The organism is Nostoc favosum CHAB5714 (assembly GCF_020829495.1).
Lineage (GTDB): Bacteria > Cyanobacteriota > Cyanobacteriia > Cyanobacteriales > Nostocaceae > Nostoc > Nostoc favosum.
Genome location: NZ_JAIVFQ010000023.1, coordinates 48227 through 68017 on the forward strand (window position 1 = coordinate 48227; position 19791 = coordinate 68017).

5 protein-coding genes and 5 pseudogenes are annotated in these 19791 nt (G+C 42.7%); 4 read left to right on the plus strand and 6 right to left on the minus strand.

Annotated elements, in window-relative coordinates; translation table 11 throughout:
* Window positions 1-36: 36 nt before the first annotated feature.
* The 3 genes from LC586_RS17125 to LC586_RS17135 all read right to left on the minus strand — a co-directional run bounded on the left by LC586_RS17125 (window position 37) and on the right by LC586_RS17135 (window position 13463).
* Entirely contained in the window at window positions 37-11091 is an 11055-nt protein-coding gene (locus LC586_RS17125; protein WP_229485961.1) for a type I polyketide synthase, read from the minus strand.
* 204 nt (window positions 11092-11295) lie between these two features.
* On the minus strand, window positions 11296-12318 hold the full coding sequence (locus LC586_RS17130) for an aromatic ring-hydroxylating dioxygenase subunit alpha (protein ID WP_229485962.1): 1023 nt from the start codon (window positions 12316-12318) through the stop codon (window positions 11296-11298).
* Window positions 12319-12725: 407 nt separating this feature from the next.
* Entirely contained in the window at window positions 12726-13463 is a 738-nt protein-coding gene (locus LC586_RS17135) for a hypothetical protein (protein ID WP_229485963.1), read from the minus strand.
* A gap of 1059 nt (window positions 13464-14522) precedes the next feature.
* Here LC586_RS17135 and LC586_RS17140 point away from each other — a divergent pair.
* Window positions 14523-15218: a helix-turn-helix domain-containing protein gene (locus LC586_RS17140; protein WP_229485964.1), complete on the plus strand. Its 696-nt coding sequence runs from the start codon at window positions 14523-14525 to the stop codon at window positions 15216-15218.
* Between the two features lie 156 nt (window positions 15219-15374).
* Here LC586_RS17140 and LC586_RS17145 read toward each other — a convergent pair.
* Window positions 15375-15626 (minus strand): annotated as a pseudogene (locus tag LC586_RS17145) (IS4 family transposase); the annotation flags it as partial.
* Between the two features lie 39 nt (window positions 15627-15665).
* Between LC586_RS17145 and LC586_RS40690 the strand changes: the two are divergent.
* Window positions 15666-15794 carry a hypothetical protein gene (locus tag LC586_RS40690; RefSeq protein ID WP_267921694.1) on the plus strand — a complete coding sequence of 43 codons (129 nt, stop codon included), beginning with the start codon at window positions 15666-15668 and terminating at the stop codon, window positions 15792-15794.
* A 44-nt stretch (window positions 15795-15838) separates the two neighbouring features.
* A pseudogene (locus LC586_RS17150) lies at window positions 15839-16003 on the plus strand (IS4 family transposase); the annotation flags it as partial.
* A gap of 57 nt (window positions 16004-16060) precedes the next feature.
* On the opposite strand, the pseudogene LC586_RS17155 reads toward LC586_RS17150, so the two are convergent.
* Both LC586_RS17155 and LC586_RS17160 read right to left on the minus strand, forming a co-directional pair.
* Window positions 16061-17073, minus strand: a pseudogene (locus tag LC586_RS17155) (IS701 family transposase).
* A gap of 205 nt (window positions 17074-17278) precedes the next feature.
* Window positions 17279-18663 (minus strand): annotated as a pseudogene (locus LC586_RS17160) (IS4 family transposase).
* A gap of 382 nt (window positions 18664-19045) precedes the next feature.
* Here LC586_RS17160 and LC586_RS17170 point away from each other — a divergent pair.
* Window positions 19046-19558: pseudogene (locus tag LC586_RS17170) on the plus strand (transposase); the annotation flags it as partial.
* Between the last annotated feature and the right edge of the window lie 233 nt (window positions 19559-19791).

Consider the following 19791-nt stretch of genomic DNA (forward strand, 5'->3'; position numbering starts at 1 on the left):
GATGTTCTTGATCTGCTACGATTTTTGCTACTTTAGTTATTTTCTCAGAATTGACATCAGTTCTTGAGATATCGCTTGCAAAAGCTGTTTTTGATCGCTGTGCAGGAAGAGATGATTGCCATTTAACATGTGTAGCTTAAAGGCGCTGCGAGTTTGCTCGCGCCAAGCCTCAAGAAGGTTTTGGTTCACTAGTTTATCCTGGAGACCTCCAAATACGGAAATGGGACAATCCAGTGGCTCATCTTGAGAGTAAGTATAAGTCTTATGGAGTTGGTTTCCTGTCTTTAGAACTGGTAGCAACGATCTCATGAACTCACCATCTTTTAAAAACGAAGTCCATGTATCTGTTGTATAACCTAAAGTCTCTAAAAACGTAGGATCAGAAAGCTTATCCAAAGAGATATGAGTCAGGGATGGGAATGGATCTGGAAGTTGCGGAGCATGAAAAGCGCCAACAAACAAGTGATACGGAACTATATCATATTCTTGGCGCAGTAGGCGGGCTAGTTCAAAGCTGATCAATGCACCCAGACTATGACCATAGAATGCGATTGGTTTGTCCAAATAAGGAAGTAGAACTTGTGCCAAGTTTTGTGTGAGTGAAGCCAGTTGATGAAATGGCTGTTCGTTGGGACGGTTCACTTGCCCAGGTATCTGAATAGCACAGACTTCTATATCTGACGGCAACTCATCTAACCAGGAACGAAATACAGAGGAGTTTCCCCCATTGTACGGGAAGCAGAATAGACGCAGTTGGGCATCCGGATTTGGTGTATGACAAACGATCCATTCGGTTGCCGATCGCTTAACAGAGGAGCGTGATAGTGTTTTGGAAGTGGAGTTGCCTGAAGGCACTTGCTGAACTTGCTCTTGAGCCAATTGGGCAATACTTGTACCCCCAAGGAGTTTCATGGTGGGTACGTCTACACCTAGCTCTTTCTTAAGCCGATTACTCAGCTCGACTGCCATTAATGAATCAAGTCCCAAATTCGTCAAGGGCTGTTTAATGTCTAGCTTGGCGATAGAAGTTCCTAGTATTTTAGCTACTTCTTCACTGACGCGCAATTCTAACATTTGCTGGCGCTCTGCCGAAGAGGCAGCTAACAGACCTTTTTCGAGGGAATCTCTTTCGGTATTGTCGGCATTTGCTTTTCGTAAAACTGCTTTTTCGCTAATCAGACGAGAAAATCGCCCTGATGCCGCAGAGGAATGAATCTCACCCCACTGCTCCCAGTTCATCGGTGCTACCACCATCTGGACGACCTGTTGTTGAAGTAATTGTGCCAGTATCTTTAGTGCTTGCTGAGATTGCAAGGGTTTAGTTCCAATCCGCTCCATATATCGATTGACATCGGTACGTTCAGCAACATAACCAACATCAGCCACTCTACCCCAGTTGACTGTTAAGGCTGGCAAACCCTGAGTGTGGCGGTAATGCGCTAGTGCATCAAGAAAAGCATTGGCAGCTGCATAATTCCCCTGTCTTGAACTTCCAATAATAGAAGTCACCGAGGAAAAAAGGATGAAGAAATCTAAAGGTGTGTTTAAAGTGTGGATATGTAGATTCCAGGCTCCAATGCTCTTGGGTGCGATCGCCTTATGTAAGCGCTCTCGGTTCAGTTCAACCAAAGCAGCATCATCTAGAACCATTGCAGCGTGAATAATGCCTCGTAACGGCGGCATAGACTGCTGAATGTCAGCAAGAACGCCCTGGACTTGCTCTTGTTGTGTTACGTCTGCCAAGGCAATCATCACACGAACACCTGCTTGCTCCAAAGTTTTTACCGCTTCCTTGGCTTGTGGTGAGGAGGCACCCGTGCGACTCATCAGTACCAAGTGTCGGGCACCCTGCTCCACCAGCCACTGAGCCACTGCTATACCAAATCCACCCAGTCCGCCTGTTATCAAGTAGCTGACATCGGCAGCAAATGTGACTGTTTGTTCAGATGAAGGAGCCACTGCTACATCTGCATCTTGCAGCGACACGACAATTTTGCCAATGTGTTTAGCTTGCACCATGTGGCGGAAGGCATTTGCCACCCGTGAGATGGAGAAGACTCGGTGAGGAAGCGGGTGAAGGATTTTCGCGTTAACCTGTTGCATGACTTCACGCAGTAACGAGGTAGCAAAATCAGGGCGTTCTCGCAATAACCGATCCAGATCCACAGCAAAGAACGACAAATTATTCCCAAAAGGTCGTAGTCCTACTTTACTGTTTGCGTAAATATCTCGTTTGCCGATTTCTATGAAACGTCCATAAGCTCCCAAGACAGAGATGCTCTTAGGAATGGCATCTCCTGCTAGAGAGTTGAGAACGATGTCTACGCCTTTACCACCTGTGCGTTCCATCACTTCATCAGCAAATGCTAGAGATCGGGAGTCCATTATGTGCTTCACACCAAGCGCTTCTAAAAATTCCCGTTTTTCCGGGCTGCCAACTGTGGCGAAAATTTCTGCGCCAACAGCTTGAGCCAGTTGAATGGCAGCAAGACCTACACCACCCGCAGCACCATGAATGAGAACCCGCTCACCCTGACGGAGGCGTCCCAAGTAGTGTATCGCATAGTAGGCAGTCAAAAAAGTCGTGGGAATTGTAGCAGCTGACTCAAAACTCAGATGTTCCGGCTTATGCACTACAAGACGGGCATCTGTCATTGTATGTGTACTAAAGCTATAAGAAGCACAAGCAATGACTTCATCCCCGATATTAAATCCTTTTACACTAGAGCCAATGGCAGTAATAATTCCACTACACTCTATACCAAGCGATCGCCCTGAGTAACCCCCCTCTAAAGCTTCGTCTGAGAGCATACCCATTGCTGCCATGACATCCTTGAAGTTTAGCCCGGCGGCACAAACCTGAATCTCAACTTCTGCATCTGCAGGTTGTTGACGTGAGATCGCCCGCAGTATCAAATTGTCCAACACTCCAGGTGTAGAAATTTCTAAGCGGAAGGGTTGTTGATTTTGGACAAGGGATTTTGAATTTTGGCGCAAAGAAGCTGGCGACATCGGTATCAACCGATGTACATAACGAAACTCGTCCCGCAACGCAATTTCATCTTCTTGCTCATCTGCTAACAACTCGAATAGGAGAGACTGAATCTCCTCTTCTGTAGTGGCTGGACTCAAATCCACCCTAGTACAGCGAAGATTGGGGTGTTCGTTATTGATCGTACGACCCAAACCCCACAAAGGAGATTGTGCAACCGAGACAGATTTTAAACCTCCTACTGTTTGGGTTCCACGAGTGACTAGCACCAAACGGGGAGAGCTAGACCAATTGGCTTTAGTCAGAGCCTGTATTAAGTGCACAACACTAACACAATTGCGTGTCTGCGCTGACTCTAGGGAAGTAGTTGTCATCTCCTCAGGATCTGGCGTGTCCAGACTCCAGAGGTGAACCACACCGCCATCAGCTAGCTGGTTTGCATCAACAGTCTCAACAAGTCGCTGCAAATCTTCTGAGTTTTCCGGGCAAAGCTGGAAGTCATTTGTATCAAGGCGCTGGTAAACTTCTCCAGGCGAAATCAGCACCGGGATTTGTTGCAGTTCTCTAAGTTTTTGTGCTAGCTGTTGTCCGACTCCATCACTGTCGGCAAAAATCAGCCAACTTCCTTGCTTTTCAGGCTTGGTCGGTGCAACTGATTTGAGTTGTTCCTTTTGTTCGTGACGTATTTTTGTCTTGCCTTCACCATTAACTTTAAAAGGTTGGCTGTGTTTAGAATCAGTAGCCAGAATAACAGTATGTAAAGGCTGATCTGTTGCTTCTCTATCTGAAAGACCAGCAACTTCAGTAAACCCAACATCTTCTAGTACATCTCGCCATTTTGCTTCCGAAATACATGGGTGCGATCTGCGTAATTCCACATCAGTAAATAGCCACCAACCTTTGAGCAATCCAGATACCAGTTCAGCCCAGCGTGGAGGGTTTGTTAACTCCAGCAAAACCAATAATCCCCGTGAGTTCAGAAGCTGTTTAACATTCTCAAGTGAAGAGTGCAAATTAGCAGTGGCGTGCAGTACATCTGATGCCAGAATGAGATCAAAAGAATGCGGCTCAAATCCTTGTGCTATAATATCTGCTTCAATATCTAAAGTTCGGTATTCAACGAAAGAATAATCGCGAAACTTCTGCTTTGCAGAGATCATAAACTGTTGGGAAACGTCAGTAAATACATACTCCGTCCACTGTTGCGGTAGCTTTGGCAGCACATAAGATGTCATCGCGCCCGTACCTGCGCCAATTTCCAAAATCCGCACTGTTCGTCCTTGTGGTAAAGACTCTAGCGCCTTAACAACGACTTTTTGAGCCAGCAAGTTATATATGCGATAGGTAGGAGAGTCTTGATATAGATGCTCAGTTGTTGTTTGAGAGCCTTCAGGAAAAAGGAGTTGCAGTGGGTCAACCTCTCCTTGTAACACGTGTGCTAATTTCTGACCGCACCGTCCCAACAGTGTTAGTTCCGCTTGATAGGCAGGAAATTGAGCTAAAAGCTTTTTCCAAGTCTCAATAGGGTCGTTTAGTTCCAGTATGTGGCAGACCTCCCATTGGTCATCTAAAAGAAGACGCAGCACGCCCTCCTCCTGAAGAATTTCCAGCATCTGACCTAAAAGCCGCTTATGCTGGGATATTACGCCTAATTCCTGTGCCAAAGAATTCACGCTGACGCGCTGGTTTAATTGAAGTTGCCAACCGAGTTGACTTAAGGCTTTGAGAATATAAACAGCAGACAAAACGTCAATTTGTGGTTTTAGCTCTTCGTAGTAATGCTTCCGTCCTAATTGCATACTTAACCGAGTTGCTTCGGATTGAAGGTCAAGAGCAATTTGTACTGGCGAGGGTAGATAATCAGCTGCGGGGCGAATTAACTCTTGACCTGAGCGTGCTTTCAACTTCCACTGGTATTCATAGAGGTAATCCTCTTTATCTAGACCTCCCTGCTTGTCCTCCAGAAACTGGCAAGAAAATCCCCGAATTTCTCCCAGCACGTTTCCGGCTTCATCCAGTAGTTTAATGTCTCCTTTAATATGGGTGGCGCTTTGCTCTACCAGGGTGGCATGACTCCAAAATTGGATTCCGGGACGACCGTAAACCCGAACTCGGTCTATCTGCACTGGCAAGTAAGTCCCCTTAACAGATAAAGTGGCGAGCAGAGCCTGAAAACAAGCATCAAGGATAGCCGGATGCAATTGATATTCTTTGACTTCTGTCTCTATAGCATTGGGAACTCTAATTTTAGCTAGTGCTTCACCTTTACCGCTCCAAAGCCGCTCGATTCCTTGGAAGCAAGAACCATATTTAAAGCCTATTTCTTGGAAACGTTGGTATAAATTGCTCTGAGAAATTTCTTTAGTGCAGCGGCTATGAATTTCATCCAGCACAACTATATCCGGGACAAAGTTGTTGGGCTGTTGGGTGAGCTTGCCTGTCGTATGTCGAACCCACTCCTGGGTATCTTTGGCATTACTGTAAATTTCAAAAGTTGCTTGACTTGAATCTAAAATACACTGAAGGGTTGGTATATCACTTTCAGGTAAGAAGAGTGCTTTGTGAAATTCAATCTCTTCCACAATGTAAGCTTTTTCCCCAAAAGTTTCTGATGCAATAGCCAAAGCCATTTCCACATAAGCTGCTCCAGGATAAACCGCAGCCCCTTGGACGATATGATCATAGAGATAAGCGAGTTTCTGCCGAGCGAACGACTGATTCCAAGTCGGCTGGGGCGATCGCAAACGGTATCCCAAAAGAGGATGTACCTGTTGCTTTGATCTTGCTTGTTGGAAATGTTGTTCCAGCTTCTCTGGTTGCGAGTCAAAAATCTCATACCAATAGCGTTCTCGCTGCCAAGGATAAGTTGGCAACATCACCCGACGTGGCGCATAGTCCTGCCAAAAACCAGACCAGTCTATGGCTACTCCACGGACGTATAATTCTGCTAAACTCTCCAGAATTTGTTGCCAATCCGAATATCCTGGACGCAAGCTGGGAAGTAAAGCTCCCGCGGCTTGTGGTAGGCAAGAACGACCCATCCGCAATAAAATTGGTTTTGGTCCAATCTCCAAAAAGACTTCATAACCCGCACGATGAAGAGTTTCCATACTAGCAGCAAATTTTACAGGCTGCCCTATGTGATAACACCAATATTCAGGAGTGGTGATTTCATTTGTGATTAGCTCTCCAGTGACGTTGGAAACTAAATTGATTTGTGGAGGTGAGAAGGTGATATCGGCGATAACCTGCCGAAAATCATCCAGCATAGGTTCCATTAAAGGAGAGTGGAAGGCATGGGAAACCTGCAATGGAGTCGTCTTTACCCCGCTTGCTTCTAAAGTACTCACAACATTACGTATTGCCCTACAGCGTCCAGAAATGACAATATTTTCTGGTCCGTTAATTGCAGCGATGGAAACTTCTTTTGCGAATGGTGCGATCGCTGTTGCAACCCGTTCCTCATCCGCCAAGATAGCTACCATTTCTCCATCAGAAGGCAATGTCTGCATTAAACGCCCTCGTTGAGCTATCAGCTTTAGACCATCTTCTAAGCTGAATACTCCTGCAACAGTTGCAGCAACATATTCCCCGACACTATGACCCATAACAATGTCAGGAGTTACACCCCAAGACTTCCATAACTCAGCCAAGGCATATTCTATGGCAAATAAAGCAGGTTGAGTGTAGGCTGTGGAGTCCAAGGGAGAATTTTCTCCCGTTGCTGGATACAAAACTTTTAGAAGGGGTATTTCTAAATATGAACTCAGAATTTCTTCGCAGCGCTCCAATGCTTGACGAAATATGGGTTGTGTCTGGTAAAGTTGCTGTGCCATACCCACATACTGTGACCCTTGACCTGTGAATAAGAACGCTATCTTGGGAATATTGTCGATAATACGACCACTCACCAGTCCGCTAGTCTCCCACTCGCTACTGAAAGCACTCAACTGCTCGCGCAACTGTGCAGTAGATTCAGTAATAATTGCCAGTCGGTGTTCAAAATGCGCTCTTCCCGTGGAGGCTGTGAAACAAATATCTGCTAGTGATGTCCCAGCATGGCGATTCAAATAAGTTTCATATTTTTGTGCCAGTTCCTGCAAACCTTTCTCACTTTTTGCAGAAAGGGTTAATACGTTCTTGGGAGGAACAATCTCTGCCTTCCTTTGCACGGGTGTTGGTGCTTCTTCCAAGATGACATGAGCATTAGTACCGCTGATCCCAAATGAATTGACTCCTGCTAGACGCTGCTTTGATAACTTGCTCGTTTTCCATTCCATACCTTCAGTGGGAATCACTGCGGGAGTACGCTCAAGTTTTATGTTCGGATTTAAATTCTGAAAATGAAGATGCTTGGGAATGTACTTGTGTTGCATCGACAAGACAACTTTAATCAGTCCAGCGATTCCAGAAGCAGCTTCCGCGTGTCCGATATTTGTCTTAACTGAGGCGATCGCTAAAGGATTTTCTGCTCCTCGGTCTTGCCCGTAAGCTGCTTCTAATCCATTGATCTCAACAGGATCACCCAAGGAAGTCGCTGTACCATGAGCTTCGACGTAGGAAACTTGATTGGGATGTACACCAGCTACAGATAAAGCTTTACGGATTACAGCAGTCTGAGCTGATGGGTTTGGTGCTGTTAAACCGTTACTGGCACCATCTTGATTAACTGCTGTCCCTCGCACGAGAGCCAAGATATTATCTTTGTCAGTTATTGCTTGCGACAGACGCTTAAGAACTACAACACCACAACCTTCGCCGCGAACATACCCGTTAGCAGAAGCGTCAAAGGTTTTGCAGCGTCCATCTGGTGAAAGCATTCCTGCCTGAGAAAAACTAATGCTTGACTCAGTAGATAATAAAAGATTTACCCCTGAGGCAAGAGCAATATGACATTCTTTATTCTGCAAGCTTTGACAAGCAAGATGTAAGGCAACAAGTGATGATGAACATGCGGTATCTACAGAAATTGCCGGACCTGTGAAACCGAAAAAGTACGACACTCGTCCTGATGCTACCGAAGCACTGGTTCCGGTGGCAAAGTAGGCATTACAGTTTTTGTCCCCCTCCTCTTGTCTGACCTGTGCATAGCCGTAATCATGGTTACAGATAGCAACGAAAACACCTGTCTGGCTTCCTGCTAAAGCTTCAGGGTTTAATCCGGCATTTTCTAACGCCTCCCAACTCACCTCCATTAAAATGCGTTGCTGCGGGTCCATATTATTAGCTTCTCTAGGAGCAATCCTGAAAAACTGGGCATCAAATTGATCAACCTGAGACAGGAAACCTCCATGTTGACTAAATATCTTTCCAGCTTGGTTTCCATCGGGATCGTAATAATGTTCAATGTCCCAACGCTCTTTAGGAACTTCGGTGATAGCATCAGTACCTTCGCACAACAGCGACCAAAACTCTTCGGTACTATTCACACCACTTGGTAAGCGGCATCCCATGCCAATAATTGCGATAATTTCCTGGGTATTGTTTTCAGTTGGGAATGAAGAGAAATCAGAAGACCTTGTTTCTAATATAGAAGAAGTTATTATTTCTGAGGTTCTATTGAGCTGTTGCTGAATTTTTTCCTGGTGAATAGCAGGTTGCTCTAAACTTTCTTGTTCTTTATGAGCCTGAACATCAGATTGTTGTATTGTTTGAAGATTTTCTTCTTTAAGCAACCCTTGTTCCTGAAGATAAGTGCTTATAGCTGACGGCGTAGGATATTGAAAGAAGAAAGTGGGAGGTAGTTCCACCCTAAAGCGCTGACCAAGTTGCGAGCTGAGTTCCAGAAGATCCAGTGAATCTAAACCCATATCCTTCAAAGAACGTTTGGCAGAAAAAGAAGCCATGCGCTTCTGACCCATGACTAAACAGATTGTTTCTTCAACAATTGAAGCTGAGGTTTGATTCTGATTGATTTGATTTTTCTTCTCTGATATCTCAATCTCTTCCGAAATTCTATGTTGAGAGATTGGACGGTGGTGAATTTTATATTCGATTAAAACGCCTTTTCCTTGATTATCTGTGTCTTCTGGGCGATAGTTAGTCAGTACACCTGTGATCGTGGCACCATGACTTTCATGAAAGCGCAGAATTGGATCTAAAAGTTGTCCTTGGTCGTTACGTTTTTGAATATATTCTTCAAAGCTTCCATCGGAGTGATTGACATAGTTTTTGCACCGAGTCACACCCACAACACTCTCAATACCACCTTTTAAAGAACACCATTGAAGCATAAACTCCAGCAATTGGTCACCCAATCCCTGCTGCTGCATTTCCGGTAAGATATTTATACCAAGAAGTTGGACTATTGTCCCTTGCTTTGTATATAAGGATGGTAGATTTTTCCAAGTCGTGTTTTTCAATAAATCAGTACTGGAAATTTTTTGAGAATAAACTACACCAACAATGCGATCGCCTATTTCTAAAACACAATGAGCATCTGGTAATTCTTCAATTCTTCGCCGGATTTCCTGTGGAGATGCCTGTAAATGTTCTGACCAACATTCTACTTCTAAGTTGTTTAAAGCCAGCAGGTCTTCTAAATTTGAGTGACGAATTGTATAAGCTCGTTTTTCAAACCAATTTAATGTAATGCGACTAAAAGGAAATGTTCTTGGATATCTTTTAGAAAATTCAACTTTCGGGAATAAACCAGCTTCGGCAGCAGCTAAAAGGAAAACATCAGCCTCTATAAGATGCTGCATAGAAAATGCATGATAGGCATCAAAGTGTAGGTTCTCGCTTTTGTCTAAAAATTTGTAGGTGACTTCTGGAGATAAACAGTGTACTTCCAAAACAATTAATCCATGTTTTGTCATAACTGATGCCCACCTTTCTAAGTGTTCTACCAGACTTTGTACCATCACATGAGGAGGAATAGAACCGCCATTCCTATCAACATAAACCCCCTGATAAGGTATCACAGAACGCGTAGATAATCTGGCAGTATCCAAAGAAGGAATAAAAGGGCGGTCATGGTCGAGAAATGAGCGGATGTGAAGCATATTTTCTGGATCATGGATACCCAAATTTATTAAATCTGCTATAAGTTTTTCCGGATTCCCAATATCTCCTTGAAGAACAAAGTGGGGAATATTACTTAGAGTATGATTAGTAACCTCCAATGCTTCCTGATTATAATCCACACCAATCATCTGCACGGGATACTGCTCTAACACAGTCCCTCTTGCAGATTTATATTGAATAGTCTCATATACTCTTTTTAAGAGACTGCCATCTCCACAGCCCATATCAACAACATATTTTGGCTGTTCTTCATAAGGCAACTGATTAAAAAGAGAAAGAATTAGTTCATCTACATCAGAGAAAAACTTTTCATGTTGAAACCCACTGGCTACAACATTTAGAGTGCGATTAATATGTCTTTCGTTACTTGACGTATCTCTAGAAAATACAACCTGAGTGTCACCAAACAACAAATCAGATATACGAGATAACATCGGTTTGTAGGAAGCAACTGTTCCGGTAATCAAACACCGTTCTACTATAAAACGACCCACATCAGTCAAGAAGATTTGACCATCTTTTAAAGATGCCCACCCTTTGCTAATAAATAGTTCGTATAATTCCTCACGCACCGAATGACTTAATTTTGAAAATAAAGGTTTTTGTCTATCCTCCAGATCATTAAGCAAATTATTCTTTTTAAGTGCAAGTAAGACAGGTATAACTAAAATTCCATCTAAAAAGTCTGCTATAATTGGGTTCTCAACATTCCATCTTTGCCGGGAGAGGGCAATCCACTTTCCCAGACAACTTTTCTGTTGTTCTCCCATCAAGTATGCTTCTATTTCCAAGTGATATAAGTCGAGAATCTCTTCTGGAAGTTTTTGAGAGATTTTGGCCTTGTCGGTTAGAGAATACTCTCCGTTCTCCTGTTGCACAACCCAATTTAAAGATTGCATAATTTTCACGGCAACCTGAAGGTGTCCTTCATTTGCCCCCAGCCGCTTTGCTATTTTCTCCAACGTTAGTGAGTTTTGCTCTTGTAACAGATCAAAGAAACCTTTTTTTCGACAAGCTATAATTGTCGGAATAAGCACAAATCCGTGAGCGTAACGATTAATTATCTCTAACATGATTGCAACTTTCCTTTTACTCCTAGATTATTTCTTCTAAATCACGCTAGAAAATTTCGCGTTGCATATTGGCGGGATGAATTGATATTTTTGACCAAGGCTCAAGGTAGATTCTTCGCGCCTTTGCATGAGGCAAAATTCAAGAACTCAATCAGCAACGCCAAAAATTTTTATTGCCTGGATAAGTTGTGCATCAGCCATTGCTCACGCTGCTGTTCGCCGTTGCTCAATTTCGCCGTGGCTCGCCAGCAGTGCTGCCAGCTTGTGCCGCATCAGTATGCCCGGTTTATCGGTCGCCATGTGTATCTCCTCGTTCAAATCGAGAGGCACATCGTAATCTATTGTTTCCAAGATTGCGCGATCTTCGCTGAATATCAAACCCTCATGAGTGATTATATCTGCTGCTTTGGCCTCAGCTTCGGTGTCGTTGCGGAACAAAAAGCGTACCATTTGGCAACTGGAATCGTTGATGGGCGTTGCATACGTTATGCTCACCTGTACTAATTCTTTACCGTCCATCATTTCTTGCAAATGCAAACCAAAGGGCATGCACCAGTTAATTTTACGTATTATCTTCATGGTTTTCTGTGAACTCCCCACATTCTTTTCCATATGGGGATTGTTGTGCATAAAGAGAATTGACTCGAAGTAGAAGCCGCGCTCCGTCTTTTCAAGTACGTTATGGGGAGAGGAAACTGGATTTTCGCGATCAGCTAAGGTTTGGTTGTGGACGAAGTGAAAGTGTCCATGATCGCATACGTTTTCTATTAACCGCAGACCACTACAGTGCCATGTTTCGTAAAAGGCGTGGATCAGGCGGTAGCTTGGGTCTTTTGCCTCCGGAATGTTGAGAATTTCATCAAGACCGTCCCCAAGGCAAACCCAAGCGTAGCCGTAGCGCTCCTGGCATTGAAAACTTTGGACGCGATAATTCTCAGGAATCGGGCTGTCAGGAGCCTGAGGCACTACGACACAGCAGCCTTTGGAGTTAAACTGCCAACCGTGGTAGGGACAGCGAATGTTCCCATCAACAACAATACCCTGTGACAAAGGTGTGTAACGATGACAGCAGCGATCGCGGACAACAGATGGCTTGCCGTCTGCATCAAGCCAGAGGACGAGGGGTTCGCCTAGGAGCGTGAATGATTGCGGTCTTCCCTGTAGCAATTCGATGGGAATGACTGGATACCAGAAGCGCCGGAGTACTGGTTGAGCTGTTGCAAGCATAGCTGTAATTGTTCTTTTTGATGAGTGTATAAAATAGGCTATCAGTTACTTACCTAAGAGCTTGCACTTAACCGTAAAAACCACGGTTAACCGAAAAGCGCCGAAATAAAGCTACATTTTCTTGTTACTCCAAATCAATCTCAAGTTCAAAATTCTGAGAATTCAAAACAGCCATAAAGCCTATAATCAAAGCTTTTCTCATAGCGCGAATCAGCGAATTCCAAGGGGACGCATTAAGCTATAAAAAACGAGCAAACCTTCTCATTCATGAGGGGTTGTTTGCAGCATCGTCAACATTAATCAGAAAACCCGCTCTTAATGAATCGCCTCAATGAAAAATCCCTCATCTGAAACAGATAACTAGCAAGGTTTGCTCGTTTTTTACAGATTTTTCCACGGGATTGGTACTAGATTGTCGGGGGTGGGATAATCTGTTCGGCTCCTATATTCTCGGAAATCTGGTACACGTTACTAAATTCGTCACACACTATGTAGTACCGATTGACGAACAAAGTCCACTGAGATCGCTGTTCATTAGTCCCCCGCCAACGGAACTCAAATGGGGAATCGCCCCGTTGTTTAGTTTCGCGGCGCATGTCTGATAAATCACTGAGATACCAATAGTCTGAGCGTTTGCGTTTAGTTGCACCAACTAAGTCGGTGCCAGAGATCAATGCAGCACTAGCTTCTGTGAGTACTATCTGGCGTTCGTCAGAAATGCGAACTATTGCGCCTTTGATGTTAGGGTTTTCAATCCACCTGATGATAATCGGGAGTAAAGACTGGGATAGCTTTAGATTGTCGAGTTGAATTCCTGCTTTGGCAATAATTGGTGGTACTTTATTCATAACTGAGTCTTGGTAATCACAGTATTTTTTGAGAATTGCGTGGGGGTTGATGGTAATTGGTGAGCAATAGTAGGGAGGGGAATAAATTTCAACTTTCTGGTAGTTCCAGCTAATACACTGTTTCGATAAAAGGTAGCACTTTTGCCACGAAAGCACTCTTGCTGCCCTTTGACTTTGCACGTATATTTTTATGGATTTATTTTCAAAAATAACAGGGTAATGTATTCCGCATTCTTGAGTAAATAGTCGCACAGCTTCATCATTAATAATTTGCTGTGCAACCCTGAGTAACTCCATTGCCATTAGACAGAAACTCCCGAAGGTACATATCCTAACGTTCGTCTGGATCAATCACTAGTACTTGAATCAATAAGCCAAACGATGGGGGATTGGGTTGTTTAGCTCGGATACTTGCCTCAATTCGTTCTTCAGCCCCCGCTACTTAGACATCAACGTGATTCGTGATTACTGGCAAGTTAAAATGGAAAAAACGTTAAGCAGTCGCTAGCAAGACACCGAGGTTGGGACAGGACGTTTAGTAGTCCCGAACGTTTTTGAGAGACATAGTGTCATTGCACGCGGATCAGTTATGATACCTGCACGAATGAAGTTAGTTTGGCTTACAGTTCCCTTTTAAGCGTGATTCAAACCTGTCCATAAAGCAAAGTAAGTCCAAGGGACAACTTTGCTCATGTCATAACTTTCGATCACAAGGTGATATCACCTTCTCTCATTCCGCTTACCCTTCAAATCGCTGTTTAAGAGGGGGGATATGAATGGTTACTTAGTAAAGCTCATTAATGTTTTCCATCAGACTAAGCACAATGTGCGATGTTAGTCTAGCTTTCTCAGCAATTTGTCATTCCCTTTGCTCTCCTCTTAACATAATACACACCTTATGATAGGCGTTCTCTGATTTTTGATGTAATCATAATCTGAACAAAATTTGATGATGTTCTTAACATACCACCATGCATCTGATTTTGCAAGAAATTTTCCTGGTAAATTAATTTTAAACTTATAACAAAAAATACATAGTATATAAATATTGTCAAGTTAACTGAGGGCTGATCAGGGCACTGGTCGGTTGTGTTGCAAAGATTGGGTTTGGTTTGGTAAAAAGGCAGAAGATAAAGTCAGCTTTATCACAAAGTTTTTTAGAACCCCTGCTACATGTAGGTCCTCAAATAACTTCCATTCTAGCTCGCTCAATCCCTCAAAACGTCCAGCCATCAACTGATACACCCAACTCAAGTCAAAAATAGATTACCAGATTTTTATATTAGTGGGATAGGTTCGTGCCATTTTGGCTAATAAGTGGTATTTTAAGAACAGTTATTAGGTTTTGTTAAAATCTTGCTTACATTAGAGGCCAGAGAGCGCTTATCAAAACTGTGTATCAAGCTGAGAGGGGATCAAAAGGTACGACAAATTGCTGAAAAAGCTGGAGTAGCCCATTCTGCTTGGTCTGATTGGGAGAATGGAAAGGGCAATTTAGGTGAAAGCAGTGCTCAACGATTAGCTGCCTATATTGGCACTACAGTTGGTGACTTGCAAATCTACTTAAATGCCGGCTATTCACTTGAGGAATATTTGCGAATTCCTCAGGTAAAACAGCTAGGTCGTGAACCCACTCGATTAATCACCTCGGTTGAAGAGGTATTCGTATGGATGGAAGAACTTAGTTTATATGACTTAGCTCGAATAACGGCGAAAGGAGGTGAGATCATTCAAGAACTTGTTACTGGTTCAAGGAGCTTAGATGGAAATAAAAATCGTAATACCAAGAAAAAAGTAACCTATAAAATTATTGTTCAGTTAGTCAGGGAGCATCGCGCTGCTGCTCTTGAAGCGTTTCTCGATGCCGAAGTACCGGGTGCGTCAGAACGAATTGAGGCAATTATCCGAGGTCAACAACCTAACCCCTCAGAGGTTGCCTTATTGACCCAAGTACTACCGATTGATCCAGATGAACTTTATGATATGTACCTTCGGGAGTTTCCGTCCAATGGCAATAGAGATAATAAGGCTTACGTAGAGACTGGACTTTAGATTAGTAGTCTGGCAAGTTAACTTTACTCCCGTGAGACAGCCGGATATAATTGGTATTGAGCCGAGATACGTGTAACGTGCGATTCGTTCTGGAGAAACCCAGTTTCAGGGCATCCGTGAGAGGTTAAGATAATTGCACATTTGTCAAGAGGGTGCAGGAAAAGGGGATAAATCCAGCCTGGAGACTGGCTTTCGGAGATATTTAACCACGCCTAAGTCTTGATTCTCTGGGGCCGCAAAGTACTTGATCGGGTCATCAGCTTTGCCTTTCTCATTTGCGACACTAAAATGGTACAAACCACGAAATATCATCTCCAAAGAAATGCGGTCAAATGGTAAAGCTAATTCATCAGCAACAGCATCGCCCAAATCAACCAAGACGGCATAAAACAGCCAAGTAGCCCACACTCAGTAGACCGAAAAGTTTTCCAGAACCCTTATCAGCCCTTGATTTCACCTTGGGAACACCATCTGCCCAAATCAGCTTCTAATCTACCTTTCAAGCACCTCTGTTCTGGATGGACGAATAGAGCGATCGCTTGTGGTCGTCATGGAAAGCCCAAAAGTATCGCCTGAAACCCTCATTTTTTCGTCAAATTCCAAAAGTTTTCGGTCTACTGACAGTTATTGATTTGGTTACCCGTTTACCTGTCGAGGTTTGGTTTCACACTAATCCGGCAGCTTCAGACACCAATTTTGAATCTACATTACTAAATTTAGTGACTGCCAAGACTTTAATTTTACTCGATAGAGGTTTCTATCATTTCCAGTTTTTACAACAACTCAGGACTTACGCAACTGGCACAAGCAATGGTGCGCGAAGCGCGCCGAGCGCCCAAAAACTACATAGAAGACATAGCAATATCTGGACGTTTTAGTTGCTCAATTAAATAATTAGAAAGCAAATTGTGCTTGAGCTTATAAATAGTTTGGCCTGTTTGGTAAGCTAAACTTTTCAGTCTTAGCCAAACTAACATAGCACAAGCAATATGATTTCTTTGAAGACGGGCTTTACGGCATTGACATGATTCAATACCAGTTAGTTGTTTTATTTCTCTATGAAACTCCTCTATTTTCCAACGGATTTTACACACCTGTTGTGTAACATCAGTAGAACTTTGAGATAAATCGTTAGTTGCGATATAATCCGTTCTATCGGTAGAGATAGTAACCCGAAAAAGTTTCACTTTTTTCTCAGCAGGAAAACCTTTGATTTTTATGATTTTACCACATTCTAAATCTCCATTACTCCATGATAAAGATTGAATATTTTTATATTTTTCTTGACCAAAACTATCATCTACTAAACGATTAGTCTTTAAAGGACAATAATAAACTTTATCTAGACTATCTATATAAAGCATTAAATTATTGACCGCATACCAAGTATCCATTAACACTGTATCAAAAGGTAGAAGCTTTTGATATACAAGACCTTGCAGCATATTTTTCACATGGTCAATCTTGGTCAATCCATCATTATCTGGATTAAAATGCGATAATCTATTACCCAAAAATTGAGATTTTTAGGATTAACATATATGCAACTTACTATTCCTATTCCTCTAACAACGCCATGTTCATTGCCACTATATTGCCTTCGGACTATTTCTATTTCCTCAAAAAATCTTTTATCTAAAACTGTATCATCAAATATAATATAAGCATCCTCGTCAGCGATAATTAAATCTTTCACATTATCCTAGAGTAAACGAGGAGTTAATTTTTCATTTTTTAAATAATAATTTATTTTATCATGACTAATATTTGACAAATGTTCTGCTAGATTAGTCATTGTATAGTTAATTTGACTACTAAGTAAATATTGACAATAATTAAGTTTAGTAAATCTCATCACTAACCAACTTTTTGATGCATCTTATATCAATTTTCTCATAAAATTTTGCACAACAAGATATATCATTAATTATTGTTATTAATTCGAGCCAAGCCGCTCAAACACATTCTCGATAATCCAATACTTATGTACTATTGACTGGCGATCGCACTGTGCCAGTTGCGTAAGTCCTGCAACTGATTAATCAAGCTGACTTTTCCCGTTAAGTCTCTTTTGCAAGCTGCCAACCTTCACAAAGGTCATGCAATTTTAACCAACCTCGCCACAGTACCTGGATACCAATTGGTGTTTTGCTTCGATGTTCTAGGTAGCCGCCAAGACGAGCGATCGCTTCGACAGCCCAATTAACTGTGAGGAGTTTGGGTGGTTTTGGAGACTTAGCTTTTAAAATCTTGAGTTCTAGAGGATTCAGAATTTCAATGGCGGGGGCTGAAGGCTGGGTGCGGTGTAGATAAGTCAACTGCAACAGTTCTACAGCAATTACACTCAAAAAGCCAACTAAGGTTTTCATACCCTCAGCAGCAAGCCTGTATCGTTCCACCTGACATCCAGACTTGAAAATTTTATGATACTCTTCAACCCGCCAACGATACGTATACCAGCGTAAAATCAGAGAAGCTGTCTGGATATCTGCAACAACTTCTGTGGTGAGCAACATCCATTCTACAGGTGTTTCACCTTCGGGACAACCAATTTCTGTGGCATAAACAGCATATACGGGTAGAGGGTCACGGTTATCAAAACGATAGGGAGTACGGAGATTTACCTGACAAAATCGTACAGCCAACTTGGTTTTACGGGCAGAACGTTGTCCAGTCTGAGGTAATTCAATTTCCTGTTCAAAACTGATAGGTTGTGCAAGGAGCTTTGACCAAAGACGCTCGCTCTCTTGATCTAAACTGCGGTTATGAGCCGCGCGAACAAGAACTCCGGTGTGCTTAAGTTGGCGAACTTTATCGAAAACTTCTGTGATATCACCTTCTCGGTCGAAAACATGAACCACTCGTGTGTACTTACTTGTAAGGTTTTCTATAGTGGTGAGTGCTTCTACCCATTTGTAGGATTCTTTTTGTTCAAAAGGTCGGTTTCGAGCTTCTTTACGAGCTTGAGCTTGTCGTTGTTTCTTCTGTGTTGAGGTTTCATTTTCTGGTGGTTTCGGCTTTGACTCCCGATTCCAAAGTTTTTGCCACAATAACCCAAGGGACTGACCATTCTTAGGTTCTATAGCTAATGCACTGTGTAATATTAAACCGTTACCGCCCTTACCAATTGGCCCATAACCTTCTTTTTTAGCCACAATACTGCCATAATCAAGAAAAGTTGTGTCTCCAACACACAGCACCAAGTCTTGTGCTGCAACATTTTCCGCCGTCATCTGACAGTGCGGCTCAATCACGCTTGAAAATTGCACTTTTGGATTGGCAAAAACTCATAGGCTCTCTTGAGTACTATTCCACTACTGAATATTTCTGACAGCGCTTTGCCGAATCCTTGACTTAGCGTATAGCCTATCGACATTGCACGCTCATTTAATCTGCGATCGCCTAGCTCTAAGGTTGCAAAATTTTTCTCCCACCAGTCCAGCATTGCTTGTTACCTTTAGCACCCGATTTCAATTACTGTACCGTATTTGCTGTACTGTTTCTTAAATCCTTTACCTGCAAGCTTTTCGAGACTTAACGGGAAAAGTCAGATTAATCAAGAAGTCCATTTTATTACTCGTTTAAAAGCTAAAGCATCTATTGAATGGCACTAAGAAAAGCGCAAATGTATTATTTACAAGGCTTTCATCACTTTGGAAAAACGTAGGCTATGAAGCAGCGATCGCAAACTGAGAGTTGCAGATTATTCTGATTCCCGACCTTAAAACTATTAGTTTTCTAAACCCCTTGCCAGGCAAGTATTTCAGCTTTTCTTAGTGCCATTCAAGCATCTATTAAATATCTAAAGATTTTTAGCTATGATCCATTCTCTTAAAGACCGATTGATTCAACTTGGTACTGGCCGTGGTGGCGCACCAGTACTGACTTTACGTTTAATCGAGATAAAAGTTGGGAAAACTAGCTATTCTTATATTACTTCTATCCTCGATCCACAAATACTACCTCCCTACGTGGTGGCTGATTTATATCGAAGAAGATGGAGAATTGAAGAGGCTTTTTATGTAGTTAAACGTTTATTGGGACTATCTTATTTGTGGACTGGTTCTATTAATGGTGTCAAGTTACAAGTCTGGGCAACTTGGCTCTTTTATGCAGTATTAGTTGACTTGGAAGATGCGGTAGCTGATGAATTAGCTTTGCCATTTGACCGCATTTCTTTAGAGATGATTTTTCGTGGTTTGTACCATTTTAGTGTCGCAAATGAGAAAGGCAAAGCGGATGACCCGATTAAGTACTTCGCTGCCCCAGAGAATCAAGACTTAGGTGTGGTTAAATATCTCCGAAAGCCAGTCTCCAGGCTGGATTTGTCCACTTTCCCTGCACCCTCTTGACAAAAGTGCAATTACCTTAACCTTTCACAGATGGTCAGGGAGAAAACCGGAGGCACAACAGGTTAAATCTAGTGTGATTGCTTGGTTCGAGTGGGCAAGGAGACAGAGGATTGTGATTGCGATGTCGGGGGGAGTGGTTTATACGGTGGAGGGTGAGGCAGTGGAGATTGAGGAGATGATGAGGCGGTATCCTTTGAAGGATTAAAACCATCAAAAAGAAT